The 22,563-nt window shown below is 63.3% G+C and carries 20 protein-coding genes and 1 pseudogene; 8 read left to right on the top strand and 13 right to left on the bottom strand.

Translation table 11 applies throughout. The annotated features are described in order from the left end of the window. Window positions 1-171: 171 nt before the first annotated feature. The 3 genes from JQ621_RS01335 to JQ621_RS01325 all read right to left on the bottom strand — a co-directional run bounded on the left by JQ621_RS01335 (window position 172) and on the right by JQ621_RS01325 (window position 4,874). On the bottom strand, window positions 172-1,725 hold the full coding sequence (locus tag JQ621_RS01335) for an SPOR domain-containing protein (RefSeq protein ID WP_212232624.1): 1,554 nt from the start codon (window positions 1,723-1,725) through the stop codon (window positions 172-174). 140 nt (window positions 1,726-1,865) lie between these two features. Then, entirely contained in the window at window positions 1,866-3,656 is a 1,791-nt protein-coding gene (argS, locus tag JQ621_RS01330) for an arginine--tRNA ligase (RefSeq protein WP_212232623.1), read from the bottom strand. 9 nt (window positions 3,657-3,665) lie between these two features. Next, complete coding sequence (locus JQ621_RS01325) at window positions 3,666-4,874, bottom strand: deoxyguanosinetriphosphate triphosphohydrolase (RefSeq protein WP_212232622.1); 1,209 nt, start codon at window positions 4,872-4,874, stop codon at window positions 3,666-3,668. A gap of 123 nt (window positions 4,875-4,997) precedes the next feature. On the opposite strand from JQ621_RS01325, the gene erpA reads away from it, so the two are divergent. Further along, window positions 4,998-5,327, top strand: coding sequence for an iron-sulfur cluster insertion protein ErpA (gene erpA, locus JQ621_RS01320; RefSeq protein ID WP_027529739.1), 330 nt, complete (start codon window positions 4,998-5,000; stop codon window positions 5,325-5,327). 250 nt (window positions 5,328-5,577) lie between these two features. Here the strand turns inward: erpA and JQ621_RS01315 are convergent, their stop codons facing one another. Beyond that, a complete protein-coding gene (locus JQ621_RS01315) occupies window positions 5,578-5,898 on the bottom strand; it encodes a hypothetical protein (RefSeq protein WP_212232621.1) in 321 nt (106 codons plus the stop codon). A 226-nt stretch (window positions 5,899-6,124) separates the two neighbouring features. Here JQ621_RS01315 and JQ621_RS01310 point away from each other — a divergent pair, with 226 nt between their 5' ends. Next, the gene (locus JQ621_RS01310) at window positions 6,125-7,027 is read left to right on the top strand and encodes a hypothetical protein (RefSeq protein ID WP_212232620.1); all 903 of its coding nucleotides are present in this window, start codon (window positions 6,125-6,127) and stop codon (window positions 7,025-7,027) included. A gap of 16 nt (window positions 7,028-7,043) precedes the next feature. On the opposite strand, the gene JQ621_RS35845 is transcribed toward JQ621_RS01310, so the two are convergent. Together JQ621_RS35845 and JQ621_RS01305 are read right to left on the bottom strand one after the other, a co-directional pair. Then, window positions 7,044-7,169: a hypothetical protein gene (locus tag JQ621_RS35845; protein ID WP_312015383.1), complete on the bottom strand. Its 126-nt coding sequence runs from the start codon at window positions 7,167-7,169 to the stop codon at window positions 7,044-7,046. 759 nt (window positions 7,170-7,928) lie between these two features. Further along, on the bottom strand, window positions 7,929-8,168 hold the full coding sequence (locus JQ621_RS01305; RefSeq protein WP_212232619.1) for a hypothetical protein: 240 nt from the start codon (window positions 8,166-8,168) through the stop codon (window positions 7,929-7,931). 630 nt (window positions 8,169-8,798) lie between these two features. Here JQ621_RS01305 and JQ621_RS01300 point away from each other — a divergent pair. Then, a complete protein-coding gene (locus JQ621_RS01300) occupies window positions 8,799-11,048 on the top strand; it encodes an AraC family transcriptional regulator (protein WP_212232618.1) in 2,250 nt (749 codons plus the stop codon). On the opposite strand, the pseudogene JQ621_RS01295 reads toward JQ621_RS01300, so the two are convergent. Then, window positions 11,034-11,396: pseudogene (locus JQ621_RS01295) on the bottom strand (response regulator); the annotation flags it as partial. The gene JQ621_RS01300 and the pseudogene JQ621_RS01295 sit on opposite strands and share 15 nt — an antisense overlap. A 111-nt stretch (window positions 11,397-11,507) precedes the next feature. On the opposite strand from JQ621_RS01295, the gene JQ621_RS01290 reads away from it, so the two are divergent. After that, window positions 11,508-12,281 carry an outer membrane protein gene (locus JQ621_RS01290; protein WP_212232617.1) on the top strand — a complete coding sequence of 258 codons (774 nt, stop codon included), beginning with the start codon at window positions 11,508-11,510 and terminating at the stop codon, window positions 12,279-12,281. Window positions 12,282-12,309: 28 nt separating this feature from the next. On the opposite strand, the gene JQ621_RS01285 is transcribed toward JQ621_RS01290, so the two are convergent. Further along, window positions 12,310-14,640, bottom strand: coding sequence for an ATP-binding protein (locus tag JQ621_RS01285; RefSeq protein WP_212232616.1), 2,331 nt, complete (start codon window positions 14,638-14,640; stop codon window positions 12,310-12,312). A gap of 137 nt (window positions 14,641-14,777) precedes the next feature. On the opposite strand from JQ621_RS01285, the gene xth reads away from it, so the two are divergent. Then, window positions 14,778-15,575: an exodeoxyribonuclease III gene (xth, locus tag JQ621_RS01280; protein ID WP_212232615.1), complete on the top strand. Its 798-nt coding sequence runs from the start codon at window positions 14,778-14,780 to the stop codon at window positions 15,573-15,575. A gap of 152 nt (window positions 15,576-15,727) precedes the next feature. Here xth and JQ621_RS01275 read toward each other — a convergent pair whose 3' ends face one another. Both JQ621_RS01275 and ilvD read right to left on the bottom strand, forming a co-directional pair. Further along, window positions 15,728-16,552, bottom strand: coding sequence for a tetratricopeptide repeat protein (locus JQ621_RS01275; RefSeq protein ID WP_212232614.1), 825 nt, complete (start codon window positions 16,550-16,552; stop codon window positions 15,728-15,730). Continuing rightward, window positions 16,539-18,263, bottom strand: a complete 1,725-nt coding sequence (ilvD, locus tag JQ621_RS01270) for a dihydroxy-acid dehydratase (protein WP_212233762.1) — start codon at window positions 18,261-18,263, stop codon at window positions 16,539-16,541. The genes JQ621_RS01275 and ilvD overlap by 14 nt, the downstream gene beginning before the upstream one ends. Before the next feature lie 476 nt (window positions 18,264-18,739). Here ilvD and JQ621_RS01265 point away from each other — a divergent pair, with 476 nt between their 5' ends. From JQ621_RS01265 to JQ621_RS01255, 3 genes are all read left to right on the top strand, one after another. Next, complete coding sequence (locus JQ621_RS01265; protein WP_063706516.1) at window positions 18,740-19,018, top strand: metal/formaldehyde-sensitive transcriptional repressor; 279 nt, start codon at window positions 18,740-18,742, stop codon at window positions 19,016-19,018. Between the two features lie 5 nt (window positions 19,019-19,023). Beyond that, the gene (locus JQ621_RS01260) at window positions 19,024-20,088 is read left to right on the top strand and encodes a nickel/cobalt efflux transporter (RefSeq protein WP_212232613.1); all 1,065 of its coding nucleotides are present in this window, start codon (window positions 19,024-19,026) and stop codon (window positions 20,086-20,088) included. A 120-nt stretch (window positions 20,089-20,208) separates the two neighbouring features. Further along, window positions 20,209-21,267: a Cj0069 family protein gene (locus tag JQ621_RS01255; protein WP_212232612.1), complete on the top strand. Its 1,059-nt coding sequence runs from the start codon at window positions 20,209-20,211 to the stop codon at window positions 21,265-21,267. Here JQ621_RS01255 and JQ621_RS01250 read toward each other — a convergent pair. From JQ621_RS01250 to JQ621_RS01240, 3 genes are read right to left on the bottom strand one after another with little or no spacing between them, the layout of a single operon-like run. Continuing rightward, a complete protein-coding gene (locus tag JQ621_RS01250; protein ID WP_212232611.1) occupies window positions 21,264-22,058 on the bottom strand; it encodes a CbtA family protein in 795 nt (264 codons plus the stop codon). The genes JQ621_RS01255 and JQ621_RS01250 overlap by 4 nt on opposite strands. A gap of 10 nt (window positions 22,059-22,068) precedes the next feature. Beyond that, a complete protein-coding gene (locus tag JQ621_RS01245) occupies window positions 22,069-22,263 on the bottom strand; it encodes a CbtB domain-containing protein (protein ID WP_212232610.1) in 195 nt (64 codons plus the stop codon). 3 nt (window positions 22,264-22,266) lie between these two features. Further along, window positions 22,267-22,557 (bottom strand): hypothetical protein, encoded by a 291-nt coding sequence (locus JQ621_RS01240; protein ID WP_212232609.1) that lies wholly within the window; start codon window positions 22,555-22,557, stop codon window positions 22,267-22,269. Between the last annotated feature and the right edge of the window lie 6 nt (window positions 22,558-22,563).

Genomic DNA, 22,563 nt, shown 5'->3' with positions numbered 1-22,563 from the left:
GCCGAAATCTCGAAGCGCAACCTGAAGGGATTGAAGTCCCATGAGCGTTCGACACGGCCGAACGCCCGCTCAGCGGCGGTCAGTTCGGTTCCGGATACGCCGGTAGTGAAGGCCCGCGTGCTCATAGGGGCCGATTAACCCTGCCCCTCAAGGGGGTCAAGGAAACGGCCGCTAATTCCTCTGGACGAAGCAGGTCGGCAGACCGGCGGACTTCAGATTGTTGCAGGCTTGCGTCGCTTCCTCGACCGAACCGTAGGGACCCGCGAAGGCACGGTAGACGATGCCTTTGCCCTTGTCGGTCAGATCGACCCGCTTGATCACAGGTGAGCGGGAGCCGAGCACGCTGCCATATTTGCTCTGAAGCACGCGGTACGACGCGGCGGCGCTATCCTCGCTCTGCTGCGAGGATACCTGGACGACAAAACCGCCGCCGCCGCTGGGCGCGGGCGCGATCTGGGCCGGATTGGTCGCTGCCATCCGCTGCGGTGGCTCGGCCGGCGTGGCCTGCGGCGCCAGCGAGAGCGGCTGGTTGGCGCTGGCATTGGCGGAGGTCGGCGGATTGCGCGGCGCGGCCGGTGCGGCCACCGGCTTCGGCGGCGCAGCCGGCTTGGCTGAAGGCGCGGCAGCTTGTGGGACGGCGCTGTCGGTCTGGTCGCCCTTCACAGCGACAGTCTTGATCGAGCGCGGCGCGCTGTTCGGCATCGTCCCGTTGCTCGGGATCGGACCTGAGTTCGGCGGCGGAACGTTGGACGGCGACACGCTCGCGACGGGCGGCGGGTTTGCATTCTGGTTCAGCGCCGGAAACACCACGCGCGGACCGGCCGCCTTGGCATTCACGTCGACGGGCGCCTCTTCGCGCGGCACGATCTTCTCGCTTCCGTCGCCGCTCACCATGCGGTCCGGCACCTTCGCCGACGAGTCGGACGGCGCGGTAACGATCTTGGTCGGCGTATTGTCGGCCTTGATGATGGGCGGCTCGCCGCTACGGGGCGAGCCGATATAGGTCTTGTAGGCGAAGGCCGCGCCCGTTCCGACAACAGCCAGCGCGAGGATCGCAGCGACTGTCATCATGCCGCCGCGCGATTTCCGGGGCTCTTGCTCGTCCAGATCGGCTTCGGGATAGTCGCTCTGGAACGCGTAAGGATCGTCCGGATAGGCCGGATCGCGCTGAAAATCCTGCTCGCCTGATTCAAGCCGCCCGTACAGCGCATCATCGTAGCGTGCCGGGTCGGGCTGCTCGTACGGCGCCTCGTAAGCCTGCTCCGGCTGATAGGCTTGCTCCTGGTAAGCCTGATCCTGATAGGCGCGATCCTGATACGCCTGCGGCTGTTGATACTGAGGCCCCGGCGCTGCCGGCTGCGCCGCATAGCGATGCAGCGGATGAACCGGATTGACGGCGGCGGGATAATCGGGCTCCGGCGCGGGCTGCGGCTGCACATTGGCGCGGCGCATCCATGACGGCGGCCCCGGCTGAGGCGGAGAGGCCTGCTCGGCATAATCCTGCTGATAGTCGTCCTGCGCGTAATCGTCGTCCTGATAGGTCTGCGTGGGCGCAGGCGCCGCGGCCGGTCGCGCAGCTGCGCGCCCCTGGGCTGCGAACGGATCGGTCTGTCCAATCAGGCGGGCGAGTTCGGCCAATGGATCGCTGTCCGCCTTCCCATGCTGGTCGGCACCGCGACCATAGTCATCGGAAGGGAACGGTCTGTCGTGATATCGATCGGCCATCGTGATGATGCGTCCCTTCGGGAAAGCTGCGCGCCCCTCGACCAAGGCGCAGCTTTCGACCCACAAGGCATTCAACCAAGTCTAAGCGATCCGGCTTCTGCCGGTATCCCCAAAATTCCCCTTAAGTAGTTCGCCCCAAACTACCGCATCTCGTCCGGAGCATGGACGCCGAGGATGGCGAGGCCCGATGCCAGGACAGAGACGACGCCCTGGACCATGGCCAGTCGCGCCTTTGTAAGATCTGCATCATTATTGATAATGAAGCGTAAATAGGGCAAATCGCGCCCCTTCGTCCAAAGTGCGTGAAATTCGCTCGCTAAGTCATAGAGATAAAAGGCAATACGGTGCGGCTCGTGGGCCGCGGCGGCGGCTTCCAGCATCCGCGGATAAATTGCGAGGCGCTTGAGAAGATCAAGTTCAACCGGGTCCGACAGCCGTTCCACGGCCGACTCAGCGAGCCAGGCGATGCGCTCGCCGGCATCCTCCGGCAGATTCGGGAACATTTCGGCCCGCGCATTGCGGAAGATCGAGTGGCCCCGGGCGTGGCCGTACTGGACGTAGAACACGGGGTTGTCGCGCGACTGTTCCATGACCTTGGCGAGGTCGAAGTCGAGCACCGCGTCGTTCTTGCGGTAGAGCATCATGAAGCGGACGGCGTCCTGGCCGACCTCATCCACGACCTCACGCAAGGTCACGAAGTCCCCGCTCCGCTTCGACATTTTCACCGGCTCGCCGTTGCGCAAGAGCTTCACGAGCTGGACGATCTTGACGTCGAGCGCACCCTTGCCCGACGTCGTCGCTTTCACCGCCGCCTGCATCCGCTTGATGTAGCCGCCATGATCGGCGCCCCAGACGTCGATCATGTCCGCAAAGCCACGGTCGAACTTGTTCTTGTGGTAGGCGATGTCGGAGGCAAAGTAGGTGTAGGAGCCGTCCGACTTGATCAGCGGACGATCGACGTCGTCGCCATAGGCGGTCGCCCTGAACAGCAGCTGCACGCGGTCTTCCCAGTCCTCGATCGGCGCGCCCTTCGGCGGCGGCAGGCGGCCTTCGTAGATGTCGCCCTTCGCCTTGAGGAAATCGATGGTCTCGGCAACCTTGTTGTTGCCGGTCTCGATCAGCGAGCGCTCGGAGAAGAACACGTCGTGGCGGATGTTGAGGGCGGCCAGATCGTCTTTGATCATGTCCATCATCATCGCGATCGCCTTGGCGCGCACCGTGGGCAGCCATTGCGCCTCGCTCATCGCGCGCAGCGCCTCGCCATGCTCCTGCGCCAGCGCCTGCCCGACCGGCTTGAGATAGTCGCCGGGATAGAGCCCGTCCGGGATCGCGCCGATGTCCTCGCCGAGCGCCTCGCGGTACCGCAGGAAGGCCGAGCGCGCGAGCACGTCGACCTGGGCGCCGGCGTCATTGATGTAATATTCGCGGGTGACGTCGTGGCCAGCGAACTGCAGCAGGCTCGCCAGCGCATCGCCGAACACGGCGCCGCGGCAATGGCCGACATGCATCGGCCCGGTCGGATTGGCCGAGACGTACTCGACATTGACCCTGGAGCCGCCACGGACGCGGCCATAGTCGGCGCCCTCGCGCAGCACGGTCCGCAGCGCCTCCGCCCAGGCGGCGGGCTGCAGCGTCAAATTGATGAAGCCCGGACCTGCCACGTCGACCTTGGCGATCAGCGCGTCGGCGCGGAGCCGCTCGGCGATCTGCTCGGCAAGGTCGCGGGGTTTCGCCTTTGCCTCTTTTGCAAGCACCATCGCGGCGTTGGTCGCCATGTCGCCGTGGGTGGTGTCGCGCGGGGGCTCGACCACCACGCGCGAAAAATCGATGCCCTCGGGCCAGTTGGCTTCCGCCGCGAGCGCGCGGCAGGCGGCGTGCACGCGTGCGAGCACGTCGGCAAACAGATGCGGTGCAGATGATGTGTCGGGCATGGCCGCCGCCTAACGCAAATCCGGGGTCGAGTCAAAGAGCCGCTGGTGCTCGGTCAGGGCGAAACGGTCGGTCATTCCGGCAATGAAATTGCCGATCCGGCGGGCCCGATCGCCCTCGTCATCCGCATCTGCCCCGGCCAGCCATTCCGGCGGCAGCTCATCCGGCGATGTCAGGTACTTTGCGAACAGGTCGAACAGGATCTGTTCCGCCTCCCCCATCACCCGCATCACCCGCTTGTGCCGGTACATGTGCTGATACAGGAAGCGCTTGATGGCGGCCTCCTCCCCGGCCACCGCGGCCGGAAAGGTGATTAGTGCCCGGCTCTGCTGGCGCACGTCCTGGGCCGATTGCGGCCTGGTCGCAGCAAGGTTCTTCTGCGCCTCCGCGAACACCGCGCCGATCAGGTGCGAGATCAACTCGCGCACGAGCTCGGCGCCGCGCCTGACGTCTTCGAGGCCGGGGTAATGTGCCGAGGTCTCGGCGATGATCTCGGCCGTGAGCGGCATGACCTTGAGATCGTCGAGGTGGAACAGGCCGGCCCGGAGGCCGTCGTCGATGTCGTGGGCGTCATAGGCGATGTCGTCGGCAATCGCGGCGACCTGCGCCTCCAGCGAGGCGAAGCTCCAGAGCTCCAGATCGTAGCTCTTGATGTAATCGGCGATGCCGACGGGAATGCCGTGCTCGCGATAGCGGCCCACCGGCGCGCCGCTGCGATCGGTCAGCGGCCCATTGTGCTTGACGATGCCCTCGAGCGACTCCCAGGTCAGGTTCAGCCCGTCGAATTCAGGATAGCGGTGCTCGAGCGAGCCGACGACGCGGAGCGTTTGGGCGTTGTGGTCGAAACCGCCGAACTCCTTCAGGCAGGCGTCCAGCGCCCGCTCCCCGGCATGGCCGAAGGGGGGGTGGCCGAGGTCATGAGCCAGCGCCAGCGTCTCGGTGAGGTCCTCGTCCAGCCCAAGCTGCCGGGCCAGCGCGCGGGCGATCTGGGCGACCTCCAGCGAATGGGTCAGCCGGGTCCGGTAGTGATCGCCCTCGTGGAACACGAAGACCTGGGTCTTGTACTTCAGGCGGCGGAACGCGGTGGAATGGATCACCCGGTCGCAATCCCTGCGGAACGGGCTCCGGGTCCGGCTCGGGGGCTCGGCGACCAGCCGGCCGCGGCTGCGATCGGGATCGCAGGCATAGGGCGAGCGGGGGGCTGCCATTCCGACGGACACGGCGAATTTAGTCCCTATCCATTTGATTCTGCGTATCCTTGCACTTAACTATGCCGGACGCGCGATACCAAATGAATTGGGCAAATGAACTTGGTATGACCGCGGGCCTATCGGAGACGAACCATGACGACTGCCGTGACCATCAGTGACCGCGCCGCACGCCGGATCGGGGAGATCCTCAAGGGCGAAGGCACAGGCGCGATGCTGCGCATCTCGGTCGAGGGCGGCGGCTGCTCCGGCTTCCAGTACAAGTTCGACATCGACCGCGACCGCACCGACGACGACCTCGTCATCGAGCAGGAGAACGCGGTGGTGCTGGTCGATTCCGCCTCGCAGCCGTTCCTGGCGGGATCGCAGGTCGATTTCGTCGACGACCTGATCGGCGCCTCGTTCCGCGTCAACAATCCCAACGCGACGGCCTCCTGCGGCTGCGGCACCAGCTTCTCGATCTGATCGGACTCAAAGCCCGAAAAACAACCCCATGCACAGTAGCCGGTGACAGCGGATTCAAAGGCTTGCCGGCGCCTCTGGTGCAGATGCGGATTTTACGAAATTCATTTGACGCGTCGGGCAAAACAGGGGTAAGATGTAATCATCACGAGGTCCCCAAAGGAAGAGCTCGACGTGACGCGCGCTCTGCGGGTCCGACAGAATCTGACGCCGCAGCGGCCCTGCCGCTCGCGTCTCATTCGAGACCTCTCGCTTACGAGAATTCCTCCCCCATTTCGGATACAATGCGGGCGCCGAGCTTGTTGGAGAAATTCCGAAGCTTGTTGAGGATCGTCTCATCGATCCCCTTTACTTCGATGATACCCTCACACAGTCCAAACCAAGCCGGATGGCCGCCGGGATAATCGTTCCATACGGCGTAGACCGTTTCGGTGGTCCGTAACCCGTCCGGCGGATCGGCGATCGAAAGATCGGGATCATTCGCGACCAATTCGGCCCATTCCTTGGCCGAGATGTCCGGCCCTTCCCCTACAAGGGGGTCTGATTTTCTAGTGACGTAGACATAGATGCTCATCAGTCGCCCGCGCTGCTTCACGTCAAACGACCGCAAATGGGTAGGATGTCGGTCGCTTGGTATTCCAGCCCCGCCGCTACAGTTTTTTCAACCGCCCGCCTGATCGATACCGCCGCCATCGGCGGGTAGCCGAACCAAACTTGCATCATAGCGCCACGACGAAACGATAACGATATTACCCATCTTCATCGGTTGCGGCGCGCCAATAGCGGAAGTCAATTATCAAATGCGCATGATCAATCGTCTGTTTTCTTGCCTCACCCTCTTCCTTGCCATCGCAGCCCTCCCGGTGCTTCCCGTGCACGCCGCCCAAACCTGTCCGTTCATCAGCGCCCAGGAGCTCGCCGGCGCGATGCCGGCGCTGAAATGGTCGCTGATTTCAAATCAGGACGGCCGCGGCTGCATCTATCAGGGCGGGCGCGGCGACACGATGATGCTGACCGTGTTCCGCAATCCCGACAAGGACCGCGCCAGGGAATTGTATGCGACCTTCGTCAAGACGCTCGGTGAGCGCATGCCGCTGAACCCAATGGCTGACATCGGCGAGGAAGGCCAGCGCGGGACGACCGCCGCCGAGGCGCAGCGCCAGGAGGCTTCGGTGCTCGCGCTATCGGGCGATTACATTCTGCAAGTCAGCGTGTATCCGATCGGCCGGCGCGCCGACGATGCGCTGCTCGGCCCCCTCACCCAGGTCGCTCGCGTCGCCATCGGCAATGTGACCAGGACCAGCGAGCGGTTCGGCGACTGCGAATGGCTCAGCGCGGCGGATGCCGACGGCTTTCTCGACAAGAGCACGCTGCAGGTGCAGCGGACCGGCGCCGGCAGCTGCATGATGTTCGATCGCGAGGCCAACACCATGGTCGTCGCTGTCATCGCGACCTCGCGCGACACCGCCGTCAGCATGATGAAACGCGCAGGTTCCTGCCAGCACGTGGCGATCCCCGAGCTCGGCAGTGAAGCGTACGGCGAGCATTCCTGCTCCAAGGGCAACGGCAATGCCGTCAACATCTTCGTCTGGAAGAACGGCCGGCAGGCCTCGATCCTGTTCGCGCCGGTCAAGCCGCATCCGGAGTCAGGCTCGGTCGAGCGCCTGAAGGCGGTCGCCGCGCGGGTCTATGGAAAACTGTGACGGCCTGACCAACCTTTCAAGCCCCCGTCATCTGCCTTTCGTCGTCCGCCCACTCGACCTCTTCAAGCATCACCTTTGGATGGAGCGGCGCGTCGTCGTTCGTCCCTTGGTCGCCAAGCGTCATGCGCAGGAGTGCGGCCATCAGGGCCGGCCTCCCTAGTCAGACATGCCGGCCTCGCGGCATCTCTTGACGTCTGGGAAGGCACTTGCGGTCAGAGCCATGATGAACAATGCATCGAAACGCTCGCCTTCTGCACGGATCGCGTGGGTTTGGGCGATAATGGGCGGCCGGTCATCTGACGAATTTGGGGCGGGGTGTGGCCTTTAATGCAGCCTGACCAGACGCCCTGGGTGTTCGTTCCGGATTCCGTATCGCAGGTGCATGATGAAGTTCGCCTCCTCAGTGTTCGCAGTCCTGTCGCTCTCCTCGCAAGCGAGGCCTCGGCAGCGGATCTCGCGGCAAGGCCTCATACAAAGGCACATCCCGCAGTTGTCGCGGCAGGCGTGGTTTGATCAAGACCATCCTGCTGAGGCTCGACACCTAGGGCACGCTTACCGGTGGCAACGGTTGGGTCGGCAGCGGCACGAAACCTGTTTGATTGCGCCCTTCTGCGGCCAGCACGAGCGAAATTGCCAGGACGAGTATCAAAAGCCACCGCATAGCACGCCATCAAACTCAGGGCATCACCAACATAACCGCGAGGGCGTCACCGTCGTTTCCCGGGCCGCCGGACGCAAGATATAGAGCGGCAAGTAGGATTGAGCTCAGGACGACGTAACCGGAAATGATCCACAAATCGTAGTCCTGTGTCCCCCGCAATGACGACGTGTTACGAGCATAGTCTGTGGTTGCCATGATCCAAGTCCTTTGCATTTGGCGGCCGGTGAGATGTGTCCGATGCTAATGGCGAGCTGGAATCTTGATGCTCGCGTTGGCAAGTTGTTCTGTGCCGACTGGCGTCGTGACGCGCCAGTGAAGGCCGATCGCAATGGCCCCCAACAAGAACAGGCAGCTATAAAAAGCGAATACGGCTTTTGCCCAACGCTTATGAGTTACCCTGTTTTCCGGAATGCTCGCCTGAAATCGGGTTTGCGAAAGGCGGCTTGTAAAATTGGCAGAATTCTCTCGGAAATAATCCAATGCAATGCTCCTGGAAGGTCGCTCTTAGTCATTATCAATCCGGCAAATACTAGGCCTGGTGCATTTACGTTTCGCACACCGGACTCGAACCTCGCCACGCAAGACCTTTTCTTGCCGCGGAGTTGAGACGAGCCCATTCATGACGCCAAGATTCGTGCGCCGGCCAAGTATGCGCTGGCTGCTGTCTTCCTCGTTCAAAAGAAGCCTGGGCTGAGGTCGAGACCATACGAGGCACACATCATCTTAACGGTCGCGCCTACGCCGCAGAACATGATGATCGTCTTGAGCGTCTCGACCTCAATTCCTAGGGCGTCGGACACCGCTTCCGCAATTAGATCCATATGTGTGGTCCTGCTTACAATTTTGACGGAAACAAGTGACGGTTGCTAACCGCGACGCAATCAATGTGCGAGTTGTCTTGGGAGACCGTTTCCAACGATTGTCTCGCGCGCGACAGGAAAATGGCCCGCTCGAAGGAGAGAGTATGCTGCATCAGCGACATCATGTTTCTGCTCAATGATTGACCTTTGAAAATAGCGATTGAGATCCTTTGACTTGCTGGCGGCGTTTCCCGATTGAAGTTGCTGCACTGTTCAAGAGACCTACCCAGGCGAGTCGCCGCACGTCCACATGAAGCCGCGGAATATCGCTGCCGTCCTTGACTGCGAGCGCACAACTCCATATTTTTTTGAGTTCGTTTTTAGTAAGAAATTGTCGATCTCGATCGAAACCGAGTTCATGACATCGCGTGCACCGCAGGCTCCAAGACGGCTTTTACCTAGCGCGGATGCCGTCGATTTGCGATTTCAGCCATCAAGCCACTCGTCCCGTGCCGGCGTTAAGTCCCTTCTGGCCCGCGAGGATCTGCACGTTATTCGTTGTGACCTGAGTGCAGGCACTGTCATTTGTCGGCCGGATGGCGATCAATCCGACCGGCGATATGCGTTGGTCATATCGCATGGAGGAGGCCTGTCTATCGCGCGGGTAGACACAGTACAAAAGCTCAACTCAGGGGACGCGGTCTTTCTCTGCGAGAGGGAAACGTGGCGGATCGAGAGCCAAGCGGCATTTCGTATTTCGATATTGTCGTTACCAGTCGAAAGCCTCAATACAGCTGCAATGGACTTCGATCGCCTCTTCGCCCAGGTCATTAGTCGGCATACCGAGGGGCTAGTGCTTTTGCGCCGCTATCTTCAAGTCATCGAAAAAGATGACAGCGCGAAGCGCTCTGGAGAAGCTTCAGCGCTTATTTCGCGCCATATTCGGGACCTGCTGTCGCTTGCGCTGGCGCGCCGGCCTGGTGACTTCGATAGAAACGTCAGACTCACGCTTTTGGAAACGCGGCTCGATGCCGTGACAGCCTATCTTGAATCCGGTTTTCGAAACCCATCGATGTCGGCATCTGAAGCGGCCGCAGCGCTTGCAATTTCGCCCCGTTACGTAGAACGTCTCCTGCAAAGCACTGGTACAACATTCAACGAACGTTTGATCGAACTGCGGCTTGATGAAGCCTATCGCCAGTTGCGGGATGCGCAGCTCTTGAATCGCAGCATTGAGACGATTGCGCTGTCGTCAGGCTTTACCAATGCATCTCATTTCACGCGACGGTTTCGTGCTCGCTTTGGCTATCCACCCAGTGAGGTTCGGAGGCGGACGACACACTCCGAAGGCGAGGCGGCGCAGCAATCGGCTGAGCCACGCGCGCGCCGCAAGTCGGATCAACCTTTGGCAGTCGGACGGTCGCATCTCGATCACGAGCTGTCCGACGAAGTTAGGAAGGCCTCAACCGCGGGACAACGGGCACTGGCTGCCTCCGCGCTGAAGGAGGCCGTATTCCAGTTCCGCATGGCGCTGGACAATCTGCGGCGAATTCCGCCGGACAGTGAGCGCGACGAACTCGAACTCGACTGCCAGCTTGGCATCGTCAGCGCACTGGTCGCGCAAAGAGGCTATACCGACCCCCATACAGCCGCCGCTTACCGGCGTGCCGAGGCGCTCTGTCGAGTGCTCAACCTTGAGCAGCGTCTGGCAAACGTCGAAGATGCGCTCTTTCGAGAACATCTCGTCCGTGCCGATTACAAAGAGGCGCTCAAGATTTGCGAAAAGGCGCAGAAAGGCGGCCGTGACTCGTGGTTGATCGGTGCGGCGATTGTTCGGATGCATCAAGGTAAGCTGGACATTGCGGGCGGCCTGCTTGATCGGGCAATTCCCCGCAGAGTCGGCCACGCTGGTAGCTTAGCGGCTCTCACGCCAACAAATTACTTCGATATCCTGGGGCAGCTCGTCTATGAAGCCTTGTACGAAGTTCTGCGCGCCGAGCGGGAGACCTCTCGCGCCCTGGTGCAGAAGGCTATCGGCATTGCGCGCAAATCAGCGAGCCCCGCATCGTTGGGTTTCGTTTTGAGTTCCTGCGTTCGCATTTCCTGGCTTGATGGAGACGGTGAGCGGAATCGTCTTATTGCTCAGGAACTGGCGGAACTTTGTCGCAATCAATCGTTCGCGTATTGGGGCACGGTGGCCGACTGCCACCTCGCATGGCACGCCGGAAAGGCAGGACAGATCGATGCCGCCATCATGATCGAAAACGCAATCGAGCGCTATCGACGGACAGGCGCTCGTTGGTTGCTTCCCTATCTCATCGCGCTGCAGGCTGAGATTGATCAAATGGCTGGGCAACACGAAAGAGCCATGCAGCGAGTCTTCGAAGCACGAACCCTTGCCGATCAACTGGAGGAGCGGTGGTACGACGCCGCTTTGCTCGGCCTCGAAAGCGACATTCTTATGTCAGTCGGACGTACGGAAGAGGCGCAGCGCGCTCGACATGAATCGCGTTCGCTGGCTCGGAAGCAAGGCGCTCACCTGTTTCTAAGGGAAAAATAGCAGGGCAACAGACCGATTTTTGCCCCGCAAGTCCGCACCGAACGACTGTCGGCGGTGAAATTTCGATCTGACCACCGACCTAAGCCCCGTCATCTGCCTCGTCCACTCCACCTCGTCAGGCATGAGCTCCGGCTGAAGCGGTGCATCAGTGGTCATCACGCGGCCATCCAGTGCACGCAGCAGTGCAGCCGCGAGTGCAGGCTTGCGCAGCGGCTTGGCCAAAAAGTCCGACATACCTGCCTGGCGGCAGATCTTCATGTCTTCCGGGAAAGCATTGGCGGTCAGCGCGATGATCGGCAGGGCCCCGAAGCGCCCGCCTTCCCCGCGGATCGCGGGTTGGGCGAGAATGGGCGGCCGGTAAAGAATTTGGGTCCGGGTGTGGCCTTGGCGACACAGCCTGAAGAGACGCTCAAGTGTATCGTTCCCGGGTCGCAAATCGCAGGTGCATATCGCAGGTGCATGATGAAGCTCGCATTGTCGGTGTTGGCAGCCATATCCGCTCTCATGGCAAGTGAGGCTTCGGCCGCAGATCTCGCGGCAAGGCCTTATACAAAGGCACCTCCCGCAGTTGTCGCGGTCTACAACTGGACCGGCTTCTATGTCGGTTTGAATGGCGGCGGCGGCTCCTCGCACAAATGTTGGGACCTGACCAATTTCCTTGGGCCGGTTGTGCCCTCGCAGGCGGAGGGATGTCACGACGCCACCGGCGGCACAGTTGGTGGCCAGGTCGGCTATCGCTGGCAGGCGAACGACTGGGTCTTGGGCGTCGAAGCGCAAGGCAACTGGGCAAATTTCCGAGGCAGCAATCCGAACCTTTCGGCCCTTGCCGGGGGAGTCAGCGACGTCACCAAGATCGATTCGTTTGGCCTGTTCACTGGCCAAGTCGGTTACGCCTTCAATTCGGTTCTTCTGTATTTGAAGGGAGGCGCTGCGGTCGTGCGCGACAAATACAACCTCCAGGCCCCCGCGACCGGAGTGAACCTGTGGGAAGGCACCGAAACGCGGTGGGGCGGCGCCATTGGCGCAGGGGTTGAGTTCGGGTTTGCGCCGAACTGGTCTATCGCTGCCGAGTACGACCACCTTTTTATGGGGCGTAACGACGTCACCCTGAACACCCTTCCGGCGTTTGGCGGCCCCACGCTGACCTCAGTTCACAGCATCCGGCAGGACGTTGATCTGGGCACTGTCCGCGTCAACTACCGCTTTGGCGGTCCGGTCGTTGCCAAGTACTGACGTTGTCGCAGGCAAAGCTTTTAGCTTTTTACATCCCCGTCATCTGCCTTTCCTCGTCCGTCCACTCCACCTCGTCAGGCATGAGCTCCGGCTGAAGCGGTGCATCAGTGGTCATCACATGCCCATCCAGCGCGCGCAGCAACGCTGCGGCCAGCGCGGGTTTGCGCAGCGGCTTGGCCAAAAAGTCCGACATGCCGGCCTCGCGGCAGATCTTCATGTCTTCCGGAAAAGCATTGGCGGTCAGCGCGATGATCGGCAGGGCCCCGAAGCGCCCGCCTTCGGCGCGGATGGCGCGGGTCGCGGCAAGGCCGTCCATCTCAGGCATGCGCACGTCCATCAGCACGATGTCGTAGTCGCCTTCGGACACGGCCGCGACGGCCTCGGCACCGTCGGTGACGACGCGCAGCTCGACGTCGAAGGCGCCCAGCATCTTGCTCACGACCATGCGGTTGACGGCATCGTCCTCGGCGACCAGCACCTTCAGCGGTCGGTCGAGCTCGGCGATGCGTGCCTTGAGATCGTCGATTTCGTCGCGGCCTTCGTCCTGATCGGAAGTCCGCGCCTGGCTCCACGGCAGCACCAGCGTGAAGCGGAAGGTCGAGCCCTCGCCCGGCGTCGAAGTCACGCCGATGGTGCCGCCCATCTGCTCGATGATGCGCCTTGAGATCGCAAGGCCAAGGCCCGTGCCGCCGAAGCGGCGGCTGATCGAGGCGTCGGCCTGGGCAAAATCCGAGAACAGCTGGCCGAGCTTCTCGGGCGCAATGCCGATGCCGCTGTCGGTGACCGTCCATTCGACGGTCGCGAGCAGGTCGCGGCGCGCCTGGCAGACGGCCTTGATCGTCACCTCGCCCTCGTCGGTGAACTTCACCGCGTTGGAGGCGAGATTGAGCAGCACCTGGCGGATGCGCGCGACGTCGCCGCGCAGCGTCGGCGGCAGGTTCGGATCGAGCTCGACCTTGACTGCGAGCCCCTTGCTCTTGGCGCTGGCGCGCACGACGGTCGCCACCGTCTCGGCCAGCGTCTGCGGGGCGAAGTCGATCGCCTCGAACTGGAAGCGTCCAGCCTCGAGCTTGGAGAGGTCGAGGATGTCGTTGAGGATGCGCTGGAGATTGTCTCCGGACTCGCGGATCGTGGCGACGGCCTCACGCTGCTCCGGATCGAGATTTGTTTCCAGCAGCATGCTGGCAAGCCCGAGCACGCCGTTCATGGGCGTGCGGATCTCGTGGCTCATCACCGCCAGGAAGTCGGACTTGGCGCGGCTCTCGGCCTCGGCCTTCTCCGCGCGCCAGCGCTCGGTGACGTCGCGGCCGAAGCCGCGATAGCCGAGGAACTGGCCGTCGCGGTCGTAGGCCGGCTTCGCGGTCAGCGACCACAGCCGCGCCTCGCCGCCGGCGACGACCCTGAGGTTCATCTCGTGCAGCGGCTCGGCATGCTCCATCAGGCCAATGATGTTGTAGGCGGCCGCCTTGTCCTCGGGGCAGAGCATGTCGAGCACGTCGGCGAAGAGCGATCCCTTCAGGAGCGGAAGCGGCAATTGCGCGACGTCGGCGAAGCGTTGCGGCACGTCGGTCAGATGCCCTTCGGCATCGGTCTGCCACAGCCAGTCGCTGGCATTCTCCTGAAAGTCCTTCAGCAGCAGCGAGATGATCTCGGTCTGCCGTTCGAGCTCGAGCTGGGCCTTGAGATTGCCGAGGAACAAATTGCCCTGCGAGACGATGTTGCGTGCCATGAAGAACGCGAACAGCAGCAGGAACAGCGAGGTCACGAGATAGGGCCCGGTGCCGCACTGGAGCAGCGCACCGGCGCAGCCGACCGTCATCGTGGCGAGATAGACGAGGCCCGCCCGCGGGAACGTCGACAGCGTGAAGGCGCCGCCGGACATCATGCCGACCATCAGGCAGGCCAGGATCAACTGGCTGGTCGGATCCACGCGGGCGAACAGCGCGAGCGGCAGCGCGCCCCAGATCGCGGCAAGGAAGAAGGCCTGGCGCAGCATGTGCCGCGTCGCGCGCGGCGAAGCCTCCTGCGGCGGGTTCATGTGCGACCGGCGCCACGCGCGCACCGCGAGCAAGGCGCCGGCTGCAAGCGTCAGGCCCCAGATCGCGAGGAAATCGTTCCACCCCTTGCCCCAGAACAGGACCAGCACGATGGAGACGTTGAGCAGGGTGACACCCATCGTCACCGGGATCAGCCGCGTCACCGCGTCGATCTGCTTGGCGCGGATGCGGCGCAGCTCGCGCTCGCTGAGGTCAGCGGTGAGACCGTCCTCGATCTCGAAGCCGCCGAGCCAGTACAGGAACGCGCCGATCAGGCCGTCGCGCGGTTCAGTCTGTTGCAACGATTTGTCCCGCCAACCCATTCCCAAGGAGCCTTTTGCGTATCAATGACCTGGGGCCGGCTTAAGCCGGGTTAATTTTGTGGGAGATTTTGCGGCGTCCTTGACGGAGACGTTAGCGGTTTGTTCTAACCGTGGCCCCTGGTCCGGAGCCTCAGCCCATGCCCATCAGAGTTGCCACCTGGAACGTGAACTCGGTCCGGCAGCGGATCGATCTGCTGCTGACCTGGCTTAGGGAATGTCAGCCGGACATCGTCTGCCTGCAGGAGATCAAATGCGTCGACGAGGCGTTTCCGCGGCTCGAGATCGAGGCGCTTGGCTACAACGTGGTGACGCACGGGCAGAAGACGTTCAACGGCGTCGCCCTGCTCTCCAAGCTCAAATTCGACGAGACCAAGTCGGGGCTATCAGGCGACGACGAGGATGCGCATGCCCGTTTCCTCGAGGGCGTGGTGACGCTCAAGAACGGCGTGCTGCGCATCGCCTGTCTTTATCTGCCCAATGGCAATCCGGTCGGATCAGACAAATATCCTTACAAACTCAAATGGATGTCGCGGCTTCTTGAGTATTCGAAAGAGCGCCTCAAGACCGAGGAGCCGCTCATCCTCGCAGGCGACTTCAACGTCATCCCGCATGCCCGCGACGTCCACAATCCCGCCGCCTGGACCGAGGACGCCCTGTTCAAGCCGGAGACGCGGGAGAGCTTTCAGTCGCTGCTTGGCCTCGGCCTGACCGATGCCCTGCGCGCCGTCACCGACGAGGGCGGGCTCTACACCTTCTGGGACTACCAGGCCGGGGCCTGGCAGAAGAACCACGGCCTTCGCATCGACCATCTGCTGCTCTCGCCGCAGGCGAGCGACAGGCTCGCCAATGTCGGCATCGACAGTTATGTGCGGGCCTGGGAGAAGCCGTCGGACCACGTGCCGGTGTGGGCGGACCTGGATCTCGAGGCGGCGTAGGTCTTGCGCGGAGTTGGTGGGAGCGAGCGGCAGTTGCGACTGCCGTAGGGTGGGCAAAGCGAAGCGTGCCCACCACTCGTAAGTTGCGGAGAGAGATCGTGGGCACGGCGCCAAGGCGCCTTTGCCCACCCTACGGCACCGACGTTGCCGTTCTACTCGCGGCGGCCCTGCACCCACTGTTCCAGCATTTGCAGGCACATGGCGCGGTCGTCATCCGACGCCTTGGCGAAGGCGCGGTTGTAGTTTTCCTTGATCCAGGTCTCGTCGGTACCGGCGCTGTCACGCGCAAGCGTCAGCCACATCAGGCCGCGCGCGGCCTGCCGCGGCAGGCGGTCGCCGTTGAACAGCATCTGCCCGAGCAGCGCCTGGGCCTCGTGCTGGCCCTTCTGGGCGGCGAGGCCGAGCCAGCGCGCGCCATAGCGGAAATCCTCGCGCGAGGCATCCGGCGTCTTCAGATAAAGCCGGGCGAGATCGTATTGGGCGTCCGCATTGCCGAAATAGGAGGCGGCATAGGAGAACATCTCCCGCGCCCTGTCAGGGTCGGCCTTGATTTTCGAGTTCGGGATACCGTTGAGGTAGTAGCGGCCGAGCGCGACGAAGGCGTTGGCCACGACCTGCGCCTGCGGCGCCGACGGGCTGTCCTCGGCATGCGCATTCGCGATCCGGGTGAAATAGTCGAAGGCGCGCACATCGTCCTGGGCGACGCCCTCGCCGCTGGCGTACATGCGGCCAAGCTTCCACTGCGCGATGGGATGACCGCCCTCGGCGGCATATTGCAGCGCGCTGAGCGAGGTTTCCTGGGTCGCGACCGGCGGCACCGACTTGCGCACCGCGCCCGCAGCACCGGGCATGGTGGTCACGACGGAGATGGTCGCATCCTTGGGGTTGACCGGCGCACCGTCGAAGGCGAGCGCGGGCGTGGCCAGCGCGGTAGCCCCCAACACAAACGCAACAATGGCACGCCTAGATGTCCGCATAGCACTGCTTCTCGTGCGCGCCGCCTGGATGGGTGACTGCCCCATCGACCGCCGGTCCAACCTGCTGAGCATATTTCCAGAGCGCACCCGACGTATGGTTAGTCGCGCGGGGGCGCCATCTGGTCTTGCGCTGAGCCAGCTCAGCGTCACTCAATTTTACGTTAAGGCTGCCGGCGACCGCGTCGATCTCGATGATGTCGCCGTCCTCGAGCAGCGCGATCGGACCGCCGATGGCGGCTTCAGGCCCGACATGGCCGATGCAGAAGCCGCGCGTGGCGCCGGAAAAGCGACCGTCGGTGATGAGCGCGATCTTGCCGCCCATGCCCTGGCCGGTCAGCGCCGCAGTGGTCTGGAGCATTTCCCGCATGCCGGGGCCGCCCTTGGGGCCCTCATAGCGGATTACGATGACTTCGCCTTCGCGGTAGGTGCGGTTCTGGACGGCCTCGAAGGCGTCCTCTTCCCGGTCGAAGCAGCGCGCCGGACCGGTGAACCTCAGATTGGACATGCCCGCGACTTTCACGATCGCACCTTCTGGCGCCAAATTGCCCTTCAGACCGACCACACCGCCGGTGACGGTGATGGGCTTGTCTGCCGGGTGCACCACGTCCTGGTGCGGATTCCATTTCACGCTTTTGAGGTTTTCGGCGATCGTTCGACCGGTGACCGTCATGCAGTCGCCGTGGAGAAATCCGTTGTCGAGCAGCGTTTTCATCAGAAGCGGTATGCCACCTACTTCAAACATGTCTTTGGCGACATAACGGCCACCCGGCTTCAAATCCGCGACATAAGGTGTCTTTTTGAAGATTTCGGCGACGTCGAACAGGTCGAACTTGATGCCGCACTCATGCGCGATCGCCGGCAGGTGCAGCGCAGCATTGGTCGAGCCACCGGAGGCGGCGACAACGGCCGCCGCGTTCTCGAGCGCCTTGCGGGTGACGATGTCGCGCGGCCGCAGATTGGATGCGATCAGGTCCATGACCTTCTCGCCCGCGGTCATGCAAAACGCGTCGCGGATCTCATACGGTGCCGGAGCACCGGCGGAGTAAGGCAGCGCAAGGCCAATGGCTTCGGAGACAGTCGCCATGGTGTTGGCCGTGAACTGCGCACCGCAGGCGCCCGCCGAGGGGCACGCCACACGCTCGATCTCGTCGAGGTCCTCGTCCGACATGGCGCCGACCGAGTGCTTGCCGACGGCCTCGAACATGTCCTGCACGGTGACCTGCTGCCCGCGGAAATTACCCGGCAGGATCGAGCCGCCATAGATGAAAATCGAGGGCACGTTGAGGCGGACCATCGCCATCATCATGCCCGGCAGCGACTTGTCGCAGCCGGCAATGCCGACCAGCGCGTCATAGGCGTGGCCGCGGACCGTCAGCTCGACCGAATCGGCGATGCATTCGCGCGACGGCAGCGAGGAGCGCATGCCGTCATGGCCCATGGCGATGCCGTCGGTGACGGTGATGGTGCAGAATTCGCGCGGCGTGCCGCCGGCGGACGCGACGCCCTTCTTCACCGCCTGCGCCTGACGCATCAAGGCGATGTTGCAGGGCGCGGCCTCGTTCCAGCACGAGGCGACGCCGACGAAGGGCTGGTGGATCTGCTCGGTGGTCAGACCCATGGCGTAGAAGTAGGAGCGATGGGGCGCGCGCGAAGGGCCCTCCGTCACGTGACGGCTCGGCAGCCTCTGCTTGATGTTGGTCTTGGCGTCCATCGCGACCAGTTTCCCGGACAAGTTTCCTTGCGGCAGTTTCCTTGGGGCAGTTTCCTTGGCTAACCGTTGTCAGTTCAGGAACATCAGGCCCAAGATTTGAATCGACCTTGGCGTTTCCTGCAGCCTGCGATCGGGCCAGCCAGCCCCTCAAACATTTGAGCGATTTTATTCATGTTCAGGTGTGGCCAAAAAGCGGCGCCGATGCGAACGGACCGCGATAACTGTTAAATCGCACAGGAATGTTGCCGGGAAAGCACGATCGTTACCGGGAAGCCACGGGTTTGCCTACTTAGGTACCCTCGCGAATGTGACAGTTTGCAACCTTTGATTTTACTTTGGACGGCGCGCGCCCGTTGGCGCGCGATCATGCTGGGATCGCGCAGCGACCACGACCCGAGTCGGCGTGTGCTGGAAGCCGCATCGCGATTCGTCGCGCGCGTCTTGACCCATATAGGGTACCCCCCTATCTTATAAAGATGTCGCACACCATCAAGCACAAGTCGAAGCTCATCGGACGCGTTCGCCGCATCAAGGGGCAGCTCGAGGCCGTCGAGCGCGCGCTGGAGTCGGAGATCGGCTGCGCCGACGTGCTGATGCTGGTGGCTTCGGTGAAGGGCGCGATCAGCGGCCTCACGACCGAGCTCCTGGAAGACCATATCCGCCATCATGTCGTGGATCCCGCGCATGAAAAGGATCCCGAGAAGGCCAAGGGCGCCGCCGACCTCATCGACGTCGTCCGAACCTATTTGAAATGAACGCCATGACCGACCTGTCTCATCTGCTCCAGCAGAGCAGCGCACACGCATGGCTGTTCGTGCCGAGCGCCATCCTGCTCGGCGCGCTGCATGGTCTCGAGCCCGGCCATTCCAAGACGATGATGGCCGCCTTCATCGTCGCCGTCAGAGGCACCGTGCTCCAGGCCGTGCTGCTCGGCCTGTCGGCCACCATCTCCCATACCGCGATCGTCTGGGCGATCGCGCTTGCGGGGCTGTATTTCGGCCGGGAATTGTCGGGCGAACGCAGCGAGGCGTGGCTGCAGCTGGTCTCCGCCGGGATCATCATCGGCATCGCCGGCTGGATGGTCTGGCGCACGTGGCGGGACCAGAACCACGAACATGACCATCATCACCATCATGACGAGTCGCAATCCGTCTCGCTTGCCGGCTCGCAATTCCTGCTGGACGTGTTCGAGGACGGCGTGCCGCCGCGCTGGCGGATCCGAAGTGAGAATGGCGCGCTTCCTGCTGCCGAAAACATTGAGGTGACCACGATCCGCCAGGACGGCTCGGAGCAGACCTTTGCGTTCGCCGCCCGCGACGGATATCTCGAAAGCATCGCGGAGATCCCCGAGCCGCACGCGTTCAAGGCACGCGTCGCGCTGGCAGGCTGCTCCGCCGAACTCCTGTTTAGGGAGCACGATCACGACCACATGGATCTCGGCGACGAGGACGACGCGCATGCGCGCGCGCATGCCGCCGACATCCGCAAGCGCTTCGCGGGGCGCAGCGTGACGACGGCACAGATCGTGCTGTTCGGCCTCACCGGCGGACTGATCCCCTGCCCCGCCGCAATCACCGTGCTGCTGCTCTGCATCCAGCTGAAGCAGTTCAGCCTCGGCTTCGTCCTGGTGCTGTCCTTCGGCATCGGTCTTGCGATCACGATGGTGTCTGCCGGCGTGCTGGCGGCGCTCAGCCTGCGGCATGTCGAGCGCCACTGGAGCGGCTTCAGCCGCTACGCCCACCGCGCGCCCTATGTCTCGGCGGTCCTGATCGTCCTTGTTGGCCTGTATACGGGATGGACGGGCGTGCACGAATTGATGTTGTGAGCACGGCGCGCCTTGCGGTCTCCCGTCGATCCCACATAGAATGCCGCGGTGGGGACAAAGCAGACTCCCCGTGAGACTTCGGTCCAAGTCTGCGCAGCACGCAATTCGTGGAGCTTGCGCATGGACACCCAATCCCCTCATCGATATTCCGTAGCCATTGTCTCGCGGGGCGACGCCGAAGCGCGCGGCAACACCACCCCGCAGACCAGTCGTTTCGTTCGCGTCTTCGAGGCCCTCGCCGCCGCCGGCATCGACGCGCAGCCGGCGATCTACGACGAAAGCTTCGCCGATGCCGTCCGGGAACAATTACTCGCGGTCGACGGCGTGCTGGTCTGGGTCGATCCGATCCATCAGGGCAAGACGCGCGCCGGGCTGGATGCGCTGCTGCGCGACATCGCCGCGCACGGCCCGTGGGTGAGCGCGCACCCTGATGTCATCCTGAAGATGGGCGTCAAAGAGGTGCTCTACCGGACCCGGCATCTTGGCTGGGGGGCCGACACCCATCGTTACGACACCGCGGCCGCGTTTCGGGCGGAATTTCCTCAGCGCCTCTCCGCAGGCGGCCCGCGCGTGCTCAAGCAGAATCGCGGCAATGGCGGCCAGGGCGTCTGGAAGGTCGAGATGCTGCCGAACGCGATGGCGACGGTTCGCGTCCTCCATGCGCTACGCGGCAGCCTTCCCGAAGAGATGCCGCTCGATGCCTTCATCGCGCGATGCGAGCCGTATTTTGGCTGGGGCGGCTGCATCATCGATCAGCCGTTTCAACCGCGCCTGCCCGACGGCATGATCCGTTGCTACATGAGCGGCGCCAGGGTCGCAGGCTTCGGCCATCAACTGATCAGGGCCTTGATCCCGCCGCCGCCGCAAGGACCGGACTCGCCTGAGGCGCAGCCGGGGCCACGCATCATGCACGGCCCCGATGCACCGCAATTCCAGGCACTGCGGCGGCTGATGGAGCGCGAATGGACGCCGCAGATGATGGAGCTGCTGGCCATCGACGAGGCGACGCTGCCGGTCATCTGGGACGCGGATTTCCTTTACGGACCATGCGATGCGCGCGGTGCCGACACCTACGTTCTCTGCGAGATCAACGCGAGCTCGTGCTTTGCAATCCCCGATGCGGCGCCGCAGGCGATCGCACGGACCGTCCGCGGGCGACTTGTGGGGGCGGACCGCTAGAGGGTCGCGCCGCGATCGAAGCGGGCAAACACTGCGCTGGTGAGACCGCCGAGCAAAGTCCAGAACACCAGGCTCGTCACCGTCACCGCGGTGACGAACTGATGCGTTAGCGATGACGGCACGTTGGTCTCGATGTTGGCGAGCTCAGGCGCGCCGATCAGATGCGGCAGGGTCAGCAGGATCACGCCTGATATCGCGGCCGGCACCGTGCGGCGGAAGGCGATCAAAGCCAGCCCTCCTGATGTCGCCAGCACGGCGGCCAGCCACCAGATCTGGCGCGACAAAAGCGGCGCGGCCGGCACGCCCGGCAGCTCGGGTGGCAGGCCGAGGCCAGGCGCGAGGGTGAAGACGGCAAAGCCCGCCAGGCCCCACAGCAGGCCTTCGTGCCAGGAGACGCCCGCGCCAGTCGCGCCGCTGCGCACGGCGAAGAAGCCGGCGAGAAGCAAGGCGAAGCCGATCGCGGTCAGGACGTTGGCGGCGGCCGTATAGGCGTTGCGCTCAAGACCGTCGCGGGGTTCCCATGCGCCTGCGCCATGGTCGTGGTCGGCCGCGCCATGATCATGGTCGCCGTGATCGTGTGCAGCTGCAGGGTCATGGTCTGCATGGTCATGGCCGGCGGCCGGCTGCGCCGCGACGGGCGCATCATGCTGATGCGTCTGCGCCGCCTTCTCGAAGACTTCCGCCTTCAGGATCAGGGGAACGGTGCCGAACTGCTGGACGACAGTGACGATGAGACCGACGACAAAACCTGAAATGACCGACGCGAAGACGATCGCGCGAAACGTGCTCATGCCTTCGAGGTCAGTGGCAGGGGAACGCGTTGGAGTGGCGCACGTCGTGCGCCGCGTTGTGGACGACGTCGATGTGGGAGAAACCGACCATGCCGACGACGAAGATGCCGAGCACCATGGCCATCACAGCCTGCGACAACCGTCCCACCTGCCCGGCGGCGACCGGAAGCGTGATCTGAGCGTTGGCGAGCTGGGACTGGCTCATGGTCTATTCTCCATTGGCGGTTTGGGCGTCTTCTAGCAGCTTCCGGGCGATGTCGCGACTGGTAAGATGCAGGCTTGTCCCGGGCAAAATGCCCTTGCGGGCGATCTTGGCGGCGGCCGCAGCGCGAAAGGCGGCTTCAAACGTCCGGAAATGGCCAAGGCACGCCTCCGGCGTGGGCTCGGCGCCAAGCAGCGTCCGGAATGCGCCCCTGTGCACAGCGCAGATCGCGCCGTGCCCGGCAACGGGAAAGACGAGCGACGCGATGTCGCCGCGCCATTGGGGCTCGGTGCTCAAGCTGGG

This window comes from Bradyrhizobium manausense (assembly GCF_018129685.1).
In the GTDB taxonomy this organism is placed as follows: domain Bacteria; phylum Pseudomonadota; class Alphaproteobacteria; order Rhizobiales; family Xanthobacteraceae; genus Bradyrhizobium; species Bradyrhizobium manausense_D.
Note: the sequence above shows the minus strand (reverse complement) of the source record. Positions and strands in the feature narration are given on the sequence as shown.

Bases quoted from the DNA above. Each gene is read 5' to 3' on its own strand.
- JQ621_RS01250 (WP_212232611.1), bottom strand. From the start codon at position 22,058: ATGAGCACGTTTCGCGCGATCGTCTTCGCGTCGGTCATTTCAGGTTTT.
- JQ621_RS35845 (WP_312015383.1), bottom strand. From the start codon at position 7,169: ATGGCCGCACTCCTGCGCATGACGCTTGGCGACCAAGGGACGAACGAC.
- JQ621_RS01275 (WP_212232614.1), bottom strand. From the start codon at position 16,552: ATGCGGACATCTAGGCGTGCCATTGTTGCGTTTGTGTTGGGGGCTACC.
- JQ621_RS01335 (WP_212232624.1), bottom strand. From the start codon at position 1,725: ATGGCCGATCGATATCACGACAGACCGTTCCCTTCCGATGACTATGGT.
- JQ621_RS01300 (WP_212232618.1), top strand. From the start codon at position 8,799: ATGAAGCCGCGGAATATCGCTGCCGTCCTTGACTGCGAGCGCACAACT.
- JQ621_RS01265 (WP_063706516.1), top strand. From the start codon at position 18,740: ATGTCGCACACCATCAAGCACAAGTCGAAGCTCATCGGACGCGTTCGC.
- ilvD (WP_212233762.1), bottom strand. From the start codon at position 18,263: ATGGACGCCAAGACCAACATCAAGCAGAGGCTGCCGAGCCGTCACGTG.
- erpA (WP_027529739.1), top strand. From the start codon at position 4,998: ATGACGACTGCCGTGACCATCAGTGACCGCGCCGCACGCCGGATCGGG.
- argS (WP_212232623.1), bottom strand. From the start codon at position 3,656: ATGCCCGACACATCATCTGCACCGCATCTGTTTGCCGACGTGCTCGCA.
- JQ621_RS01255 (WP_212232612.1), top strand. From the start codon at position 20,209: ATGGACACCCAATCCCCTCATCGATATTCCGTAGCCATTGTCTCGCGG.
- JQ621_RS01310 (WP_212232620.1), top strand. From the start codon at position 6,125: ATGCGCATGATCAATCGTCTGTTTTCTTGCCTCACCCTCTTCCTTGCC.
- JQ621_RS01285 (WP_212232616.1), bottom strand. From the start codon at position 14,640: ATGGGTTGGCGGGACAAATCGTTGCAACAGACTGAACCGCGCGACGGC.
- JQ621_RS01315 (WP_212232621.1), bottom strand. From the start codon at position 5,898: ATGAGCATCTATGTCTACGTCACTAGAAAATCAGACCCCCTTGTAGGG.
- JQ621_RS01260 (WP_212232613.1), top strand. From the start codon at position 19,024: ATGACCGACCTGTCTCATCTGCTCCAGCAGAGCAGCGCACACGCATGG.
- JQ621_RS01290 (WP_212232617.1), top strand. From the start codon at position 11,508: ATGATGAAGCTCGCATTGTCGGTGTTGGCAGCCATATCCGCTCTCATG.
- JQ621_RS01245 (WP_212232610.1), bottom strand. From the start codon at position 22,263: ATGAGCCAGTCCCAGCTCGCCAACGCTCAGATCACGCTTCCGGTCGCC.
- xth (WP_212232615.1), top strand. From the start codon at position 14,778: ATGCCCATCAGAGTTGCCACCTGGAACGTGAACTCGGTCCGGCAGCGG.